Origin of the sequence: Geobacter grbiciae (genome assembly GCF_018531165.1) — a bacterium.
Taxonomy (GTDB): domain Bacteria; phylum Desulfobacterota; class Desulfuromonadia; order Geobacterales; family Geobacteraceae; genus Geobacter; species Geobacter metallireducens.
Genome location: NZ_JAHDIW010000009.1, coordinates 118836 through 133190, shown reverse-complemented (window position 1 = coordinate 133190; position 14355 = coordinate 118836). Strand labels below are relative to the sequence as shown.

At 61.0% G+C, this 14355-nt stretch carries 14 protein-coding genes; all 14 read right to left on the bottom strand.

Going from position 1 to position 14355, the window contains the following annotated elements:
• Window positions 1-61: 61 nt before the first annotated feature.
• The 14 genes from KJB29_RS12230 to rnc all read right to left on the bottom strand — a co-directional run bounded on the left by KJB29_RS12230 (window position 62) and on the right by rnc (window position 14310).
• Window positions 62-1144 (bottom strand): protein-glutamate methylesterase/protein-glutamine glutaminase, encoded by a 1083-nt coding sequence (locus tag KJB29_RS12230; RefSeq protein WP_004514494.1) that lies wholly within the window; start codon window positions 1142-1144, stop codon window positions 62-64.
• Window positions 1141-2016 carry a CheR family methyltransferase gene (locus KJB29_RS12225; protein ID WP_011366039.1) on the bottom strand — a complete coding sequence of 292 codons (876 nt, stop codon included), beginning with the start codon at window positions 2014-2016 and terminating at the stop codon, window positions 1141-1143. Before KJB29_RS12225 ends, KJB29_RS12230 begins: the two co-directional genes overlap by 4 nt.
• On the bottom strand, window positions 2016-4016 hold the full coding sequence (locus KJB29_RS12220) for a HEAT repeat domain-containing protein (RefSeq protein WP_004513314.1): 2001 nt from the start codon (window positions 4014-4016) through the stop codon (window positions 2016-2018). The genes KJB29_RS12225 and KJB29_RS12220 overlap by 1 nt, the downstream gene beginning before the upstream one ends.
• 65 nt (window positions 4017-4081) lie before the next feature.
• Complete coding sequence (locus KJB29_RS12215; RefSeq protein WP_100206464.1) at window positions 4082-4573, bottom strand: chemotaxis protein CheW; 492 nt, start codon at window positions 4571-4573, stop codon at window positions 4082-4084.
• A 54-nt stretch (window positions 4574-4627) separates the two neighbouring features.
• Window positions 4628-4999, bottom strand: a complete 372-nt coding sequence (locus KJB29_RS12210; RefSeq protein WP_004513312.1) for a response regulator transcription factor — start codon at window positions 4997-4999, stop codon at window positions 4628-4630.
• A 38-nt stretch (window positions 5000-5037) separates the two neighbouring features.
• Complete coding sequence (locus KJB29_RS12205; protein WP_004513311.1) at window positions 5038-5754, bottom strand: chemotaxis protein CheW; 717 nt, start codon at window positions 5752-5754, stop codon at window positions 5038-5040.
• Between the two features lie 19 nt (window positions 5755-5773).
• A complete protein-coding gene (locus KJB29_RS12200) occupies window positions 5774-6577 on the bottom strand; it encodes an ExeA family protein (RefSeq protein ID WP_004513310.1) in 804 nt (267 codons plus the stop codon).
• The gene (locus tag KJB29_RS12195; protein WP_004513309.1) at window positions 6578-8650 is read right to left on the bottom strand and encodes a chemotaxis protein CheA; all 2073 of its coding nucleotides are present in this window, start codon (window positions 8648-8650) and stop codon (window positions 6578-6580) included.
• 9 nt (window positions 8651-8659) lie between these two features.
• A complete protein-coding gene (locus KJB29_RS12190) occupies window positions 8660-9025 on the bottom strand; it encodes a response regulator (RefSeq protein WP_004513308.1) in 366 nt (121 codons plus the stop codon).
• A complete protein-coding gene (locus KJB29_RS12185) occupies window positions 9022-10206 on the bottom strand; it encodes a DUF4388 domain-containing protein (RefSeq protein WP_004513307.1) in 1185 nt (394 codons plus the stop codon). Before KJB29_RS12185 ends, KJB29_RS12190 begins: the two co-directional genes overlap by 4 nt.
• 84 nt (window positions 10207-10290) lie before the next feature.
• Window positions 10291-11610 (bottom strand): ribosome biogenesis GTPase Der, encoded by a 1320-nt coding sequence (gene der, locus KJB29_RS12180; protein ID WP_004513306.1) that lies wholly within the window; start codon window positions 11608-11610, stop codon window positions 10291-10293.
• Entirely contained in the window at window positions 11607-12503 is an 897-nt protein-coding gene (gene era / locus KJB29_RS12175; RefSeq protein ID WP_004513305.1) for a GTPase Era, read from the bottom strand. The genes der and era overlap by 4 nt, the downstream gene beginning before the upstream one ends.
• Window positions 12504-12532: 29 nt before the next feature.
• The gene (locus KJB29_RS12170) at window positions 12533-13573 is read right to left on the bottom strand and encodes an elongator complex protein 3 (protein WP_215734816.1); all 1041 of its coding nucleotides are present in this window, start codon (window positions 13571-13573) and stop codon (window positions 12533-12535) included.
• Window positions 13570-14310 carry a ribonuclease III gene (gene rnc / locus KJB29_RS12165; RefSeq protein WP_215734815.1) on the bottom strand — a complete coding sequence of 247 codons (741 nt, stop codon included), beginning with the start codon at window positions 14308-14310 and terminating at the stop codon, window positions 13570-13572. Before rnc ends, KJB29_RS12170 begins: the two co-directional genes overlap by 4 nt.
• Window positions 14311-14355 lie beyond the last annotated feature (45 nt).

Here is a 14355-nt window from a genome sequence, read left to right as displayed (position 1 = left end):
TTGCTCCCAGCACCACACTTGTTTATACGGCGCGGCGGTTACGCAGCGGACCCTCGGCCTGCTAATCAAGGTCGGTGGCCACTCCGCAACGCATACGGATTTCCCGCGCAATCAGATCGAGGGGTACCACCTTATCAACCACACCCGTGGCGATGGCCTCCCTCGGCATTCCAAACACCACTGCCGAACTCTCGGCTTCGGCAAGGGCTTGTCCTCCCGCGCCTTTGATGGCCCGCACCCCCCGGCTCCCATCGTTCCCCATGCCCGTAAGCACTACGCCAAGGGTCCGCGGTCCAAAGACTTCCGCACAGGAGGCAAGCATGGCGTCGACCGATGGGATGTAGCGATCCTCGGGAGATGGTTTGCGCACCCTCACCACCACTGAGCCGGAACTCTTCTCGAACACCATGTTGTGGCCGCCGGGAGCAATCAGCACCCGCCCCGGCCACACCGTATCGCCGTCGGCCGCTTCCTTGACCTCGAAAACGGAGAGGCGGTTGAGGCGCTCCGCGAAGGTTCGCGTGAAACCGGCGGGCATGTGTTGAGAAATAACGATCGCCAGGGGAAGGGCCTCGCGGAACGAAGAGAGAATCCGCTGGATGGCGGGGGGGCCGCCGGTGGAAGAACCGATGGCCACCACATCGAGACGGCACGGCACCACACGTCGCGGCTCCGCTTCCGCCTTTTTCGGGGCGACAGGAGGGGGAGCCAAAACCTCCACTTTCTCACGGCGGATGATCTCCTTCATGTTCAGGGAAAAGACGCCCCGCACCTTCTGCTGGATATCGTCGGTTATGGTAAGGAGTTCCTCGGAAATCCCCTGGCTCGGCTTGGCGACGAAATCGACCGCTCCCAGTTCAAGAGCCTTGAAGACCTTCTCGTCATCACTCTTGGCGCTGATCACAATGACCGGTGTCGGACAGTACCCCATGATGATCCGCAGGAGAGTGAAGCCGTCCATCTTGGGCATCTCGAGGTCAAGGGTCACGAGGTCGGGCTTCAGATCAATGACTTTTCTGATCCCCTCCTCGCCGTCGTTGGCGTATCCCGCCACCACCACCTCGGGCATGCTTTCAAGCATTTTGATAATGGCCCGCCGGTTGAAGGCGGAATCGTCGATGACGACAACCCTGATTTTTCTCATAATCCACCCCCTGCCCCGCCCGGGAAGGGCTTCTGGTAGACCATGTCGTTCTTGAAGTGTTTAAGGGTGAAGGCCGTGGAGATATTCATGAGCGATTCGGAGTGACCCAGGAGGAGATATCCCCCTTCGTGCAGGGTCCGGTAAAAGGAGTCAATCACCTTCCGCCGTGCCAGCTGGTCGAAGTAGATGATGACGTTGCGGCAGTATATCACGTCCATGCAGCCCAGCAGCGCGATGCGGTTCGCGTCGAGGAGGTTCAGGTGGCTTATGGTGACCAGTTCCCTCACCTTGTCGTTCACCCGGTACATTCCGTCCTGTTCGGTGAAGTAGCGACGGATGTAGCTGTCGTCGGTCACCCGGAAGGAAGACTTGCCGTAGAGACCCTTGCGGGCCTGCTGAATCACCCGCTGACAGATGTCGGTGCCGATAATTTCCACCTGCCAGCCGGCGAAACCGCCCATTTCCAGAAGGAGCATGGCGATTGTGTAAGGCTCTTCACCGCTGGAGCAGCCGGCGCTCCAGATGCGGAGCGTCCGGTCGCCGCTCTTCATTTTCATCGCGCGCAGAGCGGGAATGATCTCGTCGGTAAACGCCTTGAGCTGGAACGCCTCGCGGAAGAAGTAGGTCTCGTTGGTGGTGAGGAGATCCATGATATCCGAGAGTTCCTGGTCCCTGTTCCGGTTATACTTGAGGAAGTGGTAGTAGTCCCTGAACCCTGCGAAATGGTGAAACTGCAGACGCTTGGAGAGGCGCTTTTCCAGCAGGTAGGTTGCATCGCTATCAAAGTAGAGGCCACAATGATTGTAGATGAGATCCCGAATCAGGCGGAACTCCTCATCGGATAGCGGTATTTCCGGTTCCAGGGTGAACATTACCGCCACCTTCCGAGAAGGTCCCGGAGCTCACCCCGTACGAGTTCGTCCTGCTCGGCTTCCAGAGCCTTGCGCAGGTGCTCGGCCGCTCCCTCGCCGAGAAGATGCGCCATGGCACGGGCAGTGGCACACCGCACGTCCCAGTGGGGGTGTCGGAGAAGGCTGTCCCGGTACTCGTCAATCCAGGAGGAACCGCTGCGGGAGAGGATGTCGATGGCAGATTTCACCACCTCCTCGTCACTGCTCTCAAGGCCCCTTCTCACGAGCAGAAGTGCCCGGTCGTCCCCAAGACCGGCCAAGGCTTCGAGCGCAGTGATAAGCACGACCCCATCCGCCTTGCCCAACAGATCCTCGATGGCATCAAGCGCCCGCTCGCCGCCCATCTTGCCGAGGCTCCTGAGGGCAGCGCAGCGGACCCACGGATCTTCATCGTTGAGCGAAAGGATCAGAGAGTCCACGCTCCCCTCACCCTGCATCTCACCGAGTCCCGTAGCGGCGGCGATCCGCACATCAGGGTCCTCGTCCACCAGCGCCATGACCAGGTTCCCGAGGCATTCGGGAAGGCGCAGGCCCGCAAGAGCGGTCACAGCACTACGCCTCACAAGGGGGCTCTCATCCTTCACCAGAAGGGCAAGGCGCTCCGGATCGGCCAGAGCCGCGAATATCCGCGCGGCATCCTGTCGGTTATCGGGGTTGGGCGACGTGGAAAGAGTCCTGGCGATGGCAGCCACCTTCTCCCGGCCGGTGGGGGCAAGACGCACAAGAGCATCCACGGCCCCCTTGCGCACGTCTTGCTCGCTGTCGTCAAGCAGCACTCGAATCTGATCCAGCAACCCGGTAAGGCCGATCTTACCTGCAGCCACCACAGCGGCATTGCGGACCGAGTACCGGTTACTCGCCATGGCCTCGCCAAGATACGGCGCCGCACCACCAAAGCCCATTTCTCCCCACAGATAAATGATGAAGGTTTTTTCCTCATCATCGGCTTTGGAGAAAGCTGCAAGCAATGCGGCCATCCCACCCTCTCCCATAATCCGGAAACCCTGGAGACACGTGCGCCGAAGCCGCTCGTCGCGGCATCCCTCCAGAAGGGGCAGGGCCGCACGCTCATCACCGATAAGCGCCAGAATCCCCACAAGTGACTCTCTCACCTGCCGATCGGTGGTATCAAGGGATGCGATGAGATCATCCACGCACGGTTTCCCCCTGAAACCCGTGAGATGGTCATCAACCTCCCGTGCGTACACCGCGGGGAGTCTCCCCCTGAGGCGCGCCAGGGCGCAGGCCGCCGCTTCACGGACTGCCCGGACACGGTCCTGGAGCCCCTCCAGGATTACAGGTACGGCATCACGGTCTCCCACTGCGCCAAGGCACTCTATGACGGGACGCTTCAGGAGAGGATCCGCTACAAGGGGAGCAAACACCGGGATGGGAACCGGTTCCCCAATCCGGGTAAGGGCGCCGAGAACCGAAAAGCGGAACCAGACATCACCCGTTGCCAGGGCCTCAACCAGAGGCGCAACCGCGCGAGGGTCGCCGATCTTGCCGAGATTCTCCGCCGCTGCGGCAGAAACGTTGGCATCGGGATCCTGCAGTGCTTCCACGAGGGATGGGATGGATGAACGGTCGCCGATGCTGCCGAGGATGTCGGCGACAAATTTCCGTACGTCATGATCAGGGTCTTTGAGGTGGTCAAGGAGAAGCGGCACACTCCGGGATTCCAGGCGCTCCAGGGCCTCCACCGCCGAGTTCCGGAGCCCGGCGTTGTCGGAGGATGCAAGCAGGCCGATGAGCCCGTTCAGGGTTGAGTCATCAAGGGGCACGGTGAGAAGCGTGTTGACCGCCTCCTTGCGTACCCGCCAGCTCCCGTCCCCCATGGCTGAAAAAAAGAGTTCACGACTCCTGGCGAGAGGATGGCGACCCAGGCCGATGACGGCCTGTCGACGCTCCTCGTCGTCGGCACCAGTAAGTTGAGTACGTATGTGTTCAAGATCGCCCACTGACGGTCTCCTTGTCGAACTGTCAGGATTCCCGCACACACTGCGGGTATCCTCTTTTTCCGGAATTATCGGGCGGGAGTTGCGCCCGATGCCCGTGAGAAGCCGGCGAGAGCCGATGTTTCACGGCTGTTCAGAATAGTGTCAAGATTGAGAAGCATGATGAGGCTGTCGCGGACAAGACAGACGCCGATCAGGTACTCGGTGCTGATCCCCTCGGCCACATGGGGAGGGGGCTTGATGTCATGGGCTTGGACCGTAACGACCTCGGTGACGTCGTCCACGACGAGCCCCACGAGTTGGCGGGACACGGTTACCACCAAAAGCCGTGATTCCTCCAGCGGAGCGCGTTCAGGAAGCTCGAACCGCTTGCGCAGATCCATAACCGGAATGACCGTGCCGCGAAGATTGATTACCCCTTCCACAAAGGACGGTGTCCTGGGTAGCTTCGTCAGGTGCTGAGGCTTGAGGATTTCCTTGATCCTCATGATGTCAGCGGCAAAATTCGCATCACCCAGACGGAAACAGGCAAGCTGAATTTCCTGGATGTCGGTTTCCATCATCATCCCCCCTGGGGCAGCACATTTAAATGGTTTCTGTCTGGCTCCCTCCCGTTAAGGAGAGAGGAGATCCTGAATTATCTCAATGATCTTTGCCGACTTGAACGGTTTGGTGACGTAGGCCGACGCGCCCGCCGCCATCCCTCGCGCGCAGTCCTGCTCGCTCTTCTTGGCCGTAAGCATCACGACGGGAGTGTGTGCCGTTTCGGGATTCTGCTTGATGCGCCGGCAGACCTCAAAGCCATCTATCTCCGGAAGCATGATGTCGAGGATGACCAGATCGGGCCTGGTCAAGCCGACCTGTTCAAGGGCGGCCACCCCGTCGGTGGCACCCACCACTTCATACCCCCTGGACGTGAGGAGAATGCTTTCAAGCTTGAGAAGGCTTTCCTCATCCTCGACGATCAGAATTTTTTTCTTCGTCATGTCTGGACCCTTTCGCGCCATTAAAATGGGGCACGATTTCAGAGCAGCAACACGTCAAGAACCTTTTCCATTGCGAGCATAATGACGATCTTTCCGTCATGGCGTCCGATACCGGAGACAAATTCACGATCTATGCCATCGAGAACCGCAGGGGGCTGTTCCACGGTGTCTGCAGCAATCCGAACCACCTGGGTCACCTCGTCCACAAGAATACCACAGAGACCATCACCTTTCTTCACCACGATGATGCGCTCTTTCCCTCCCCCTTCTTCCCGGCACAGGCCAAGGCGCTCCCGGAGGGCGAATACGGGGATAATGATGCCGCGCAACGAGAGCACACCGGCGATGAAGGGGGGTGCATGGGGAACCTCCGTTGTCTCCCGGGGCTTGATGATCTCCTTCAGTTCCATGATGTCGATGCCGTAAATCTCGTCGGCAACCCTGAAGCAAAGAATTTCGAGGGAAGACGAAGCTTGGACCGGGAGGTCGGCATCGTCTTCAACAGGGAGAACCTCATCAACAAGGGCAGACTTCCGCCCTTCGAGGATAACGGTCAAGGGGTCGCGAACAACCGGCGGAGCAAAGCTGGCCTGGATGATCTCATCCTGGGGAAAGGACTCGTCATAGTGGCCATCATCGGTCTCCTCCAGCGGAGGAGCGGAGGGGGTAACCGGTGATTGCGCAGCCTGGGGTTCCTCGCGTCGCCCTTCGCGTTCCCTTTGGGCCTTTTTCCTGATTTCGGCTATATCCATCATGGCAGTCGATCCTTTGACCTCAGTAGAGGCTCGCTTCGTCACGCAACTCTTCCACCAGCGATGCATCGATCCAGGCAGAGTCCTTCCCGAACCCCACCAACAGCGCATTGGTCGCCAGGATGTTGATCTTGCGCGGCACCCCGCCCGACAACTCGTAAATCCTCCGGATGGCATCCGGAGAGAAGAGCCCCTGGGGTCCGCCGGCCACCTCCACCCGGAAGTCCACATACTCGAGGGTTTCCTCAAGGCTCAGGGGCTGGAGGTGGTAGTGCATGGCAATCCGCTGCCGCAGGGCTTCATGGGCCGGCTCGGACAGTATCTGCCGCAGCTCCGGCTGCCCCATGAGAATAACACTCATGAGGTTGCGGTCGTCCAGCTGAAAGTTGGTCAGGAGCCTGATCTCGTCGAACACCTCCTGGTCGGGGATCAGCTGGGCCTCGTCAATGATGATGACCGGGCAGCGCTTCTCCCCCTCGAGCCGGTAAACCGCCTCGGTGAGCTGCCGCAGGAGTTCGTCCTTGGCCGCGGCCGGCTCAGCGATGCCGAGACTGCGGGCCACCGTGCGGAGGAATTCCACGGCCGAGAGTCGCGGGTTGACGATGAAACAGAAACAGCCGTCATTCCCCACGGCGTCCATGAGCGCCCGGGAGATGGTGGTCTTGCCGCAGCCGATGTCGCCAGTGAGGAGCGCCAGTTCCCGCTCCTCCACCGCATACTGGAGCCGTGCCAGGGCTTCCCGGTGTCCCCGCGACAGAAAGAGGTAGCGCGGGTCCGGGGTCTTCGAGAACGGCTTTTCGGTCAGACCGTAGAACTCCCTGTACATCTACCCTCCGCTCCGGAACGCCTCGCCGATGATCCCCCCCACGTCGAGCACGAGGATCGTCCGCTGGTCCCCCAGGTCCGCCGCTCCGGTGATCCCCCGGTACCCCTTGAACATGTCCCCCAGGGATTTGATGACAATATCCTGCTGCCCCATGAGATCGTCGACAATGACCCCGAGCCGTTTCTCCGCCACCCCCACCACCACCACGTAGAACTCGGCGGAATCCGGTTTTGTGCGCGGGACGCCGAAAAAGCGCTCCAGCCGCACGAGCGGCAGGGTCGTTTGCCTGAGCTGGTAGACCTCCTTGCGCTCCACGGTATCGATGTCATTCTCGGTGACGATGATCGTTTCAAGCACCGACGTGATCGGGAGGGCGTAGGTGCGCCCGGCGGTGGAAACCAGCAGCGCCTTGATGATGGCCAGGGTGATGGGAAGGGTGATGATGACCTTGCTCCCCTGGCCGAAGATGCTCTCGATGTCCACCATCCCCGAGACGGCGGCGATGTTGTTTTTCACCACATCCATGCCGACGCCGCGGCCCGACAGCTCGCTCACCTTGTCGGCGGTGGAAAAGCCGGGGAGAAAGATGAAATCGAGGGCCTCCCGGTCGGATACCCCTTCCAAGGTCTTGATGAGCCCCTTTTCCAGGGCCTTCTTCTTCACCTTTTCGATATTGAACCCGTGCCCGTCGTCCGACACTTCGATGACGACGTGGTTTCCCTTCTGGTAGGAGGAGAGACGGATGGTTCCCCGCTCGGGCTTGCCGGCGGCCACCCGCTCTTCCGTGGTCTCCAGTCCATGGTCGATGGCGTTGCGGATGATGTGAACCATGGGGTCGGCGATATCCTCGATGATGAGCTTGTCCAGCTCAGTGTCCGCGCCAAAGGTCTTGAGGTCGACCTTTTTCCCCTGTTCCCGGGAGACCTTCCGGACAATGCGGGCCATCTTCTCGAAAAGTTGCCCAACCGGGATCATCCGGATCTCCATGACCCCCTTCTGCAGTTCCGTGAGCTTGCGGTCGAGCCCCTTGGCCGCCTTGCCCAGCTCGATGGCCAGGGACGAGAACCCTTCGAGTCTCATGCGTGTCGCCAGCATCGAGATGATGGAATGGGAGAGGACCAGCTCGCCCACGATGTTCATGAGATCGTCCAGCTTGCCGATGTCGACCCGCACCGTCCGGCTCATGCTCTTGGCGGTCATGTCGTCGCCCTGGCCGACAGGAGCGGAGACCTCTGCCGGAGCCGAAGTCGGAACCGACGCCTGCGCTGTAGCGGGGATTGCCACGGCAACACCGGCCGCGATGGCCGAGGGTGGAGAGGCAGCCGCACCGATCCGGGTGACCTCGACATTATCCCGGTCAATGAGTCCGGTAACATCATCAAGCGCGAGGTCGGTGCCGTAGAGGATCTCGAAGTCGATCATCGACTCGGGAGTGGCACTGGCACTGGGGAGAGTACTCACCACCTCTCCAGACTTCTTCAGGACTTCCGTGATCTCCCCCAGATCCTGATCGAAGGACATGAGGTTGAAGGAGGCATGGATGGAGTAAATGGTCCGCCCCTTCTTCACATTCTCCAGCAGCCGGTGTTCCTCGTATTCGGTGAGGGAGTTGAGGACCTTCTCCGGCAGGCCGAGCTTCTGGAGGGGTGACTCGCCGCCACTCTCCTGGGCTGTGGCGCAGTCATTGAGCCGCTGAATCGCGTCGGCAATGGCGGAAGAGAAGTTTTCTCCGGTGCCGAGCCCCCGCACCACGGAACCGAGAAGTTCCATGGCATCGAAGAGGATGTTCATGGTGGCATTGGTGAGGGGTATTTTGCCGAGGCGAAGTGAATCGAGAAGGTTTTCCAGGTTATGGGAGAGCTGCTGGATGTCGGCGAAACCGAACATGCCGGCGAGCCCCTTGAGGGAGTGGGCGCCGCGGAAAATGGCATTGAGCAGGTCCGGATCACACTCCCCGCTGTCGGCGCAGTCGCCGAGGGTTCCCAAGTCGGTGCTCAGTCGATCGACAATCTCTTCGGCTTCGGCCAGGAAGTCTTCCACGGCCCTGCCGGACGTATCATTTGAATTTGCCATGGATAACCCTCAGGCCGTGTACTGTTTGATCAACTCCTGCAAACGCGCCGGATCGAACGGCTTCACCAGATATTCGTTGGCACCGAGAGCGAGCCCCTTTTCCCGGTCACGCTCGCTCCCTTCGGTGGATATGATGAAGAGTGGGATATGGCGGTAATTTTCACTTCCACGGACAAAGCTCACAAGCTCAAGCCCGTTGATGTCGGGCATATTGATATCGGTTATGATCAGGTCAACGGGTTCCCGAGGCAGAAGCCGAAGGGCTTCGAACCCGCTCGCCGCCTCGGAAACCAGATATCCGCCGAGGGACTCGATGGTCGCCACCAGAAGGGACCGCATGGTCGACGAGTCTTCCGCTATAAGGATTTTCTTCACGTTACACTCCGAAGTTTACTTTCCAGCAGCGCTTTTTCCATGACCAGCCCGGCTTGGGACAGAAAAATCTCCAGGGCCTCCGTCCCGACGATTGGCCTGCGCTCGGCCTGATTGTCACCGTAGAGGACAGCGATCACCTCTCCACCACTTACGATCGGCCCGAGGAAAACCTCGTGGGGAATCTCCACGCCGATACGGCCGAACAGATAACGATTCCATTCATTCGCTTCGGGACGGACCACTGCCGGGTGTTTCGCTTCAATAACCCCGCTGAACAGCGATGGCTCTCCTCTCGGTATGCGGAGCGACCTGATCCGCTCGTCGGCACCGCCTCCGCGGTCGTCGAGGCCAAACTGACCGAGCCCCACAACCTCTTCCTTCAGTACCCTGAAGATTACCGCCCGGTCCATGAACTCCGCGGCAAGCCGCAGGACCAGCAGGGTAATGCCGCATCCCAGCTCGGGATTGTGCAGCTCTTCGAGCATCCCCCGCAACAGGGTCATCCGGTCAGCGTGGCTGTAACCCTCCTCACCGGTCTTTGCCAGCTCCTCTCCCATTTCGAGACGAAGCTCCTCACCGATGTTGATGTGCCCCGGCGGCGGCGCAGGCACCACGGTACGCCCTTCAGGAGGCTGGGGAACCCGGAGGGGCTCCTCATCCCGGGGAATATCCCTTCTGCGGCGGTCCTGGTTCGCCTCCGCCATCAGGAGCCGGGGATTGAGCCCCTGTTCCAGCATGAACTGGAGGGGATCCATCCTGATGGTGCCGGCAGTGGCCACGTTGTCCTGGAGAATGAATTCGAATGTCCCTTCCACCCAGGCAAAGAGCGTATAGACTACCCGCTCCACCTGCTCCCGGGCCACATCTTCGACAACGGTGGCAGGCACGCCGAATCGTCGCACCAGGATCGATCCGAGCCGTTCCTGGAATCCCTCGCTTTCCTGGCATGCAAGGGCTGACCGCAGGGTTGCGAGATCGAGCTTCCCCTTGCGGATCAGGACCTCGCCGATATTCTCCAGGAGGGTGCTGGAGGTGGCCTGGATCACCTGACCGAGACGGAAGACGATGGTCCCTTCACGCCCCCGGCTCTTGATCCGCAGAATCCCCGACTTTGATGAAAGGCTGATGATCTGTAAGATCTCACCCAGCCCCAGATCTTCAAGACTCCCGACAAGGCTCATGGCATGAGAGGGTCAAAAACCCGGAAAACAGTGGTAGAAACGGCGCTCATCATAAACTACTCGTCCGGTTCAAGTAAAGCACGTTTACTCCCGGCGATCCCTGCCCCGGAAGATGATCTTGAGCGGGCTGCCGGTGAAATCGAACGCCTCGCGGAACTTGTTCATGAGGTACCGCTCGTAGGAAAAATGCACCCCCTCCGGCTGATTGGTGAACAGTACGAATGTCGGCGGCTTCGTCCCCACCTGAGTGGCGAAGTAGAACTTCACCCGCCGCCCGTGGGAAAGGGGGGCGTGGTGTTTCTCCACCGCCTCGGAGAAGACCCGGTTCAGGTCGGAGGTGCTTACCCGCTTGGAATACTGGGCCATGACCCGCTCCACCTCCTCCATGACCCGGTTGATCCGCTGGCCACTCTTGGCTGATACAAATACTATCGGCGCGAATGAGAGATACTTGAATTCCGTCTTGATCTGGTCGACGAATTTCCCAAGGGTGCTGTTGTCCTTGGCCAGGGTATCCCACTTGTTGACCACGAAGATGCAGGCCTTGCCCGCCTCAAAGGCGTAGCCGGCGATCCGCTCGTCCTGTTCCGTCACCCCTTCCTCGGCATTGATGATGATGAGCACCACGTCGGCCCGCTCGATACTCCGCAGGCTGTCCACCACGCTGTACTTCTCCAGCTTCTGGGTGGTCTTACCTTTGCGCCGGATGCCGGCCGTGTCGATGAGGAGGTAGCGCTTCTTGTTGCAGGCGAAGAGAGTATCGACGGAATCCCGGGTGGTGCCGGGGGTGGGGTTGGCCACCACCCGCTCGAAACCGAGGAGCCGGTTCACCAGGGACGACTTCCCCACGTTGGGGCGCCCCACCACGGCGATCCGGGTGATATCCTCGTCATCAAGGCGGGTCGAGCTTTTGGGAAGGGCCGCCACCACCTCCTCCATGAGGTCGTTCACCCCCCGGTTGTGCTCGGCGGAGATGGTGTGAAGGGTGCCGATCCCCAGGGTGTAGAAATCGGCCGCCTCGTTCTCGATCTTTTCGCCGTCCACCTTGTTGACCACGAAGAAAACGGGCTTTTTCACCCGACGGAGCATCTCCACCACCTCCACGTCGGATGGGGTGAGCCCGGCCCGGCCATCCATGAGGAAGATGATGACGTCCGCCTCCTCCATGGCGAGCTGGGACTGCTCCCTCATCTGCTGCAGGAGCCGGTCTTCGCTCACCGGCTCGAAGCCGCCGGTGTCGATGAGAATGAACGGCGCCTCGAAGCGGGTGACGGTTTCGTAGTTCCGGTCCCGGGTGACGCCGGGCATGTCGTCGACAATGGCCTTGCGGCGCCCCACGAGACGGTTGAACAGGGTCGATTTCCCCACGTTGGGGCGACCCACTATGGCAACGAGTGGCATCATGTGTATCCAAGCTCCTTCAGCATCCGCTCGTCTTCGCTCCAGTCCTTGCGGACCCGGACGAAGAGTTCCAGGAAAACTTTCGTATTGAGTAGTTTCTCGATCTCGACCCGGGCTGCCGAGCCGATCTTTTTCAGCATCGCCCCCTTTTTGCCGATGATGATCCCCTTCTGGGAATCCCGTTCCACGGTGATGGTGGCGGCAATGGAGACGAGGCCTCCGTCCTCCCGCTCCTTGAAGCTGTCCACCTCCACGGCGGTGGCGTAGGGGACCTCGTCGCGGGTCATGCGAAAGACCTTCTCCCGGATGATCTCCGCGGCAATGAAGCGCTCCGGCACGTCGGTCAGGATGTCGTCGGGAAAGTAGACCGGTCCCTGGGGGAGGGCCTTGCGAACCAGTTCCACCAGATGGTCGACACCGTCGCCGGTGCCGGCCGAAATGGGCACGATCTCCCGGAATGGATAGCGGTCCTTGTAGGCGGCGATCCGCTCCAGCACCGCCCCCTTCTCCGTCAGGTCCACCTTGTTGATGACAAGGAAGACCGGCGCCGTGGCCCCGGCAAGAACGTCGATGATCTCCTGCTCCTGCTCCCCCGGCTTCTGATTAGCCTCAACAAGGAAGAGGACCAGGTCCACCTCCCGGATGGCGGACAGGGCCACCTCCACCATGTACTTGTTGAGCCGCGAGCGGGCCTGGTGGATTCCCGGCGTGTCGATGAAAACGATCTGGGCGCCGGGGACGTTGTGGATCCCCTGTATCCGGTTACGGGTCGTCTGGGGCTTGTCCGAGGTAATAACAATCTTTTCGCCGAGAATCCGGTTCAGCAGAGTCGATTTCCCTACGTTGGGGCGCCCGATGATGGACACGAATCCGGATCGGAACGGGTTATCTGACAAAGTGCAACTCCTTTCGTGAAACGTGCAGGTCAATCCAGCACGTTGCCGGCAATGGTTCCGCCGGCATAAACAACTTCGAGATCGTAGGGGGAGAGGTGCGAACTGCCGGTGACCCTCGTCACCGCCACGCCGGACCGCTCCCTGAGACGGACGAGATTACGGCGGTGCTGCCCCGCCACGTCGGACAACCGCCGGGGCGCGCAGACAACCTCCAGATCGGAACCGGCGGGAATCCCCGCTGTCAGTCGCTGGAGAAGATCGAAAAAGAGTTCGCTTTCCGCAAGCTGCCGAAATGCCGGATGCCACGGACCAGCCAGGACCGTCCCGGGCCGCTCCAGTTCCTCCGTGGGCTGGAGACCAATCCTGATCACCGGCACGCCGGCAGAGATACACCGGCGGAGCATGGCCGCGCAGAGGGAGACAGCATCGTCGAGGGCCAGTGGGTTGTAGTCCCCGGAGCGCCAGAGTTCCGCCAACCGGGTCCCCTCCACAACCAACGTGGGATAGATGCGCACAAAGGCCGGAGACAGGGCAAGGACCCGTTCGAGGGATTCAAGGGTCGAATCTGCGGTATCGCCGGGAAGCCCCGGCATCAGTTGGGCGCCGACGTCGATGCCGGCCCCGCAAAGGGACGCGAACGCCTGCTCCACATGGGCCGCCCCATGCCCCCTGCCGGCCGCGGTGAGAACTGCATCATCCATGGACTGGACCCCCAACTCCACGGTGGCCACGCCACGGCTCGCGAGAAAGCGCGCCGTTTCACCGTCAACCGCATCGGGCCGGGTGGAAAGCCTCACCCGGGCCACGCTCCCCGTTGCCATGAGGGGCTGCAGCGGCGCCAGGAGCCGTTCCTGGTCGCTCCGAGGGAGGCTCGTGAAGGTGCCGCCATAGAAGGCCACTTCCAGAGGCCTCCCCCGTCCGGACGCGGCATAGCGGTCGATGGTGGCGATCATCTCCTCCGGCTCCGGAAGCCCGGACCGCTGGCCGGAAATCCGCTCCTGGTCGCAGAAGACACACTGATGGGGGCATCCCTGGTGGGAGATAAAAAAGGGGACAATGAGCGGCTTCATCCTTCTCCTTCGGCAGCGAGCCGCGCGAGCACCTGCCGGGCAGCCGCCTGCTCCGCCTCCTTCTTGCTCCTGCCAGTCCCCTCCCCCATCCGTTTTCCGGCCACCATGGCAATTACCGTGAAGCGCCGGTCATGGGGAGGGCCGTCCGTAGCGATTAACTCATAGGTGGGCGCCGTCCCGAATCGAGTCTGAACCATTTCCTGAAACTCGGTCTTGAAATCCCGCCCCGTGGCCCCCGAAGCAATGCCGGCCAGCAGGGGAGAGAAGTCCTGCTCCACGATCCGTTCGACGGGACCAAGGCCGCCATCCAGGTAGACTGCTGCCAGCAGGGCCTCGTAGGTATTGGCCAGAAGCGACCGGCGCTCCCGCCCGCCGCTCCGCTCCTCGCCCCGCCCCAGGAGCAGATGGCGTCCAAGGCCACGGGCCGAGGCCAGCGCCGCAAGAGTTTCCTCCCCCACGAGCGACGCCTTCATCCGGGCCAGCACCCCCTCGCGGCTCTGGGGAAAGCGGGCAAAAAGCATCTTTCCCACCAGGAGCCCGAGCACCGCATCACCCAGAAATTCCAGGCGCTCGTTGTCTCGAATCCCCTCCTCGCCGCGGCGCTCGTTCACCCAGGAACGATGGGTAAGGGCCTCAGCCAGGAACTGCCGATTGACGAAGCGGTAGCCGATGCCCGCCTCCAGTTCAGCCGCGCTCTCCTGAACCGCGTTTTTGTCCTCTACGCCCCGTTCTCCCATGACCAAACACTATAACCTGAATCCGCCGTATTTATCAATAATTAT

Coding starts and splice junctions, on each gene's coding strand:
- KJB29_RS12195 (WP_004513309.1), bottom strand. CDS start 8,650: ATGGCAAATTCAAATGATACGTCCGGCAGGGCCGTGGAAGACTTCCTG.
- der (WP_004513306.1), bottom strand. CDS start 11,610: ATGATGCCACTCGTTGCCATAGTGGGTCGCCCCAACGTGGGGAAATCG.
- KJB29_RS12170 (WP_215734816.1), bottom strand. CDS start 13,573: ATGAAGCCGCTCATTGTCCCCTTTTTTATCTCCCACCAGGGATGCCCC.
- KJB29_RS12205 (WP_004513311.1), bottom strand. CDS start 5,754: ATGATGGATATAGCCGAAATCAGGAAAAAGGCCCAAAGGGAACGCGAA.
- KJB29_RS12185 (WP_004513307.1), bottom strand. CDS start 10,206: ATGAGCCTTGTCGGGAGTCTTGAAGATCTGGGGCTGGGTGAGATCTTA.
- KJB29_RS12230 (WP_004514494.1), bottom strand. CDS start 1,144: ATGAGAAAAATCAGGGTTGTCGTCATCGACGATTCCGCCTTCAACCGG.
- KJB29_RS12215 (WP_100206464.1), bottom strand. CDS start 4,573: ATGGAAACCGACATCCAGGAAATTCAGCTTGCCTGTTTCCGTCTGGGT.
- rnc (WP_215734815.1), bottom strand. CDS start 14,310: ATGGGAGAACGGGGCGTAGAGGACAAAAACGCGGTTCAGGAGAGCGCG.
- KJB29_RS12225 (WP_011366039.1), bottom strand. CDS start 2,016: ATGTTCACCCTGGAACCGGAAATACCGCTATCCGATGAGGAGTTCCGC.
- KJB29_RS12210 (WP_004513312.1), bottom strand. CDS start 4,999: ATGACGAAGAAAAAAATTCTGATCGTCGAGGATGAGGAAAGCCTTCTC.
- KJB29_RS12200 (WP_004513310.1), bottom strand. CDS start 6,577: ATGTACAGGGAGTTCTACGGTCTGACCGAAAAGCCGTTCTCGAAGACC.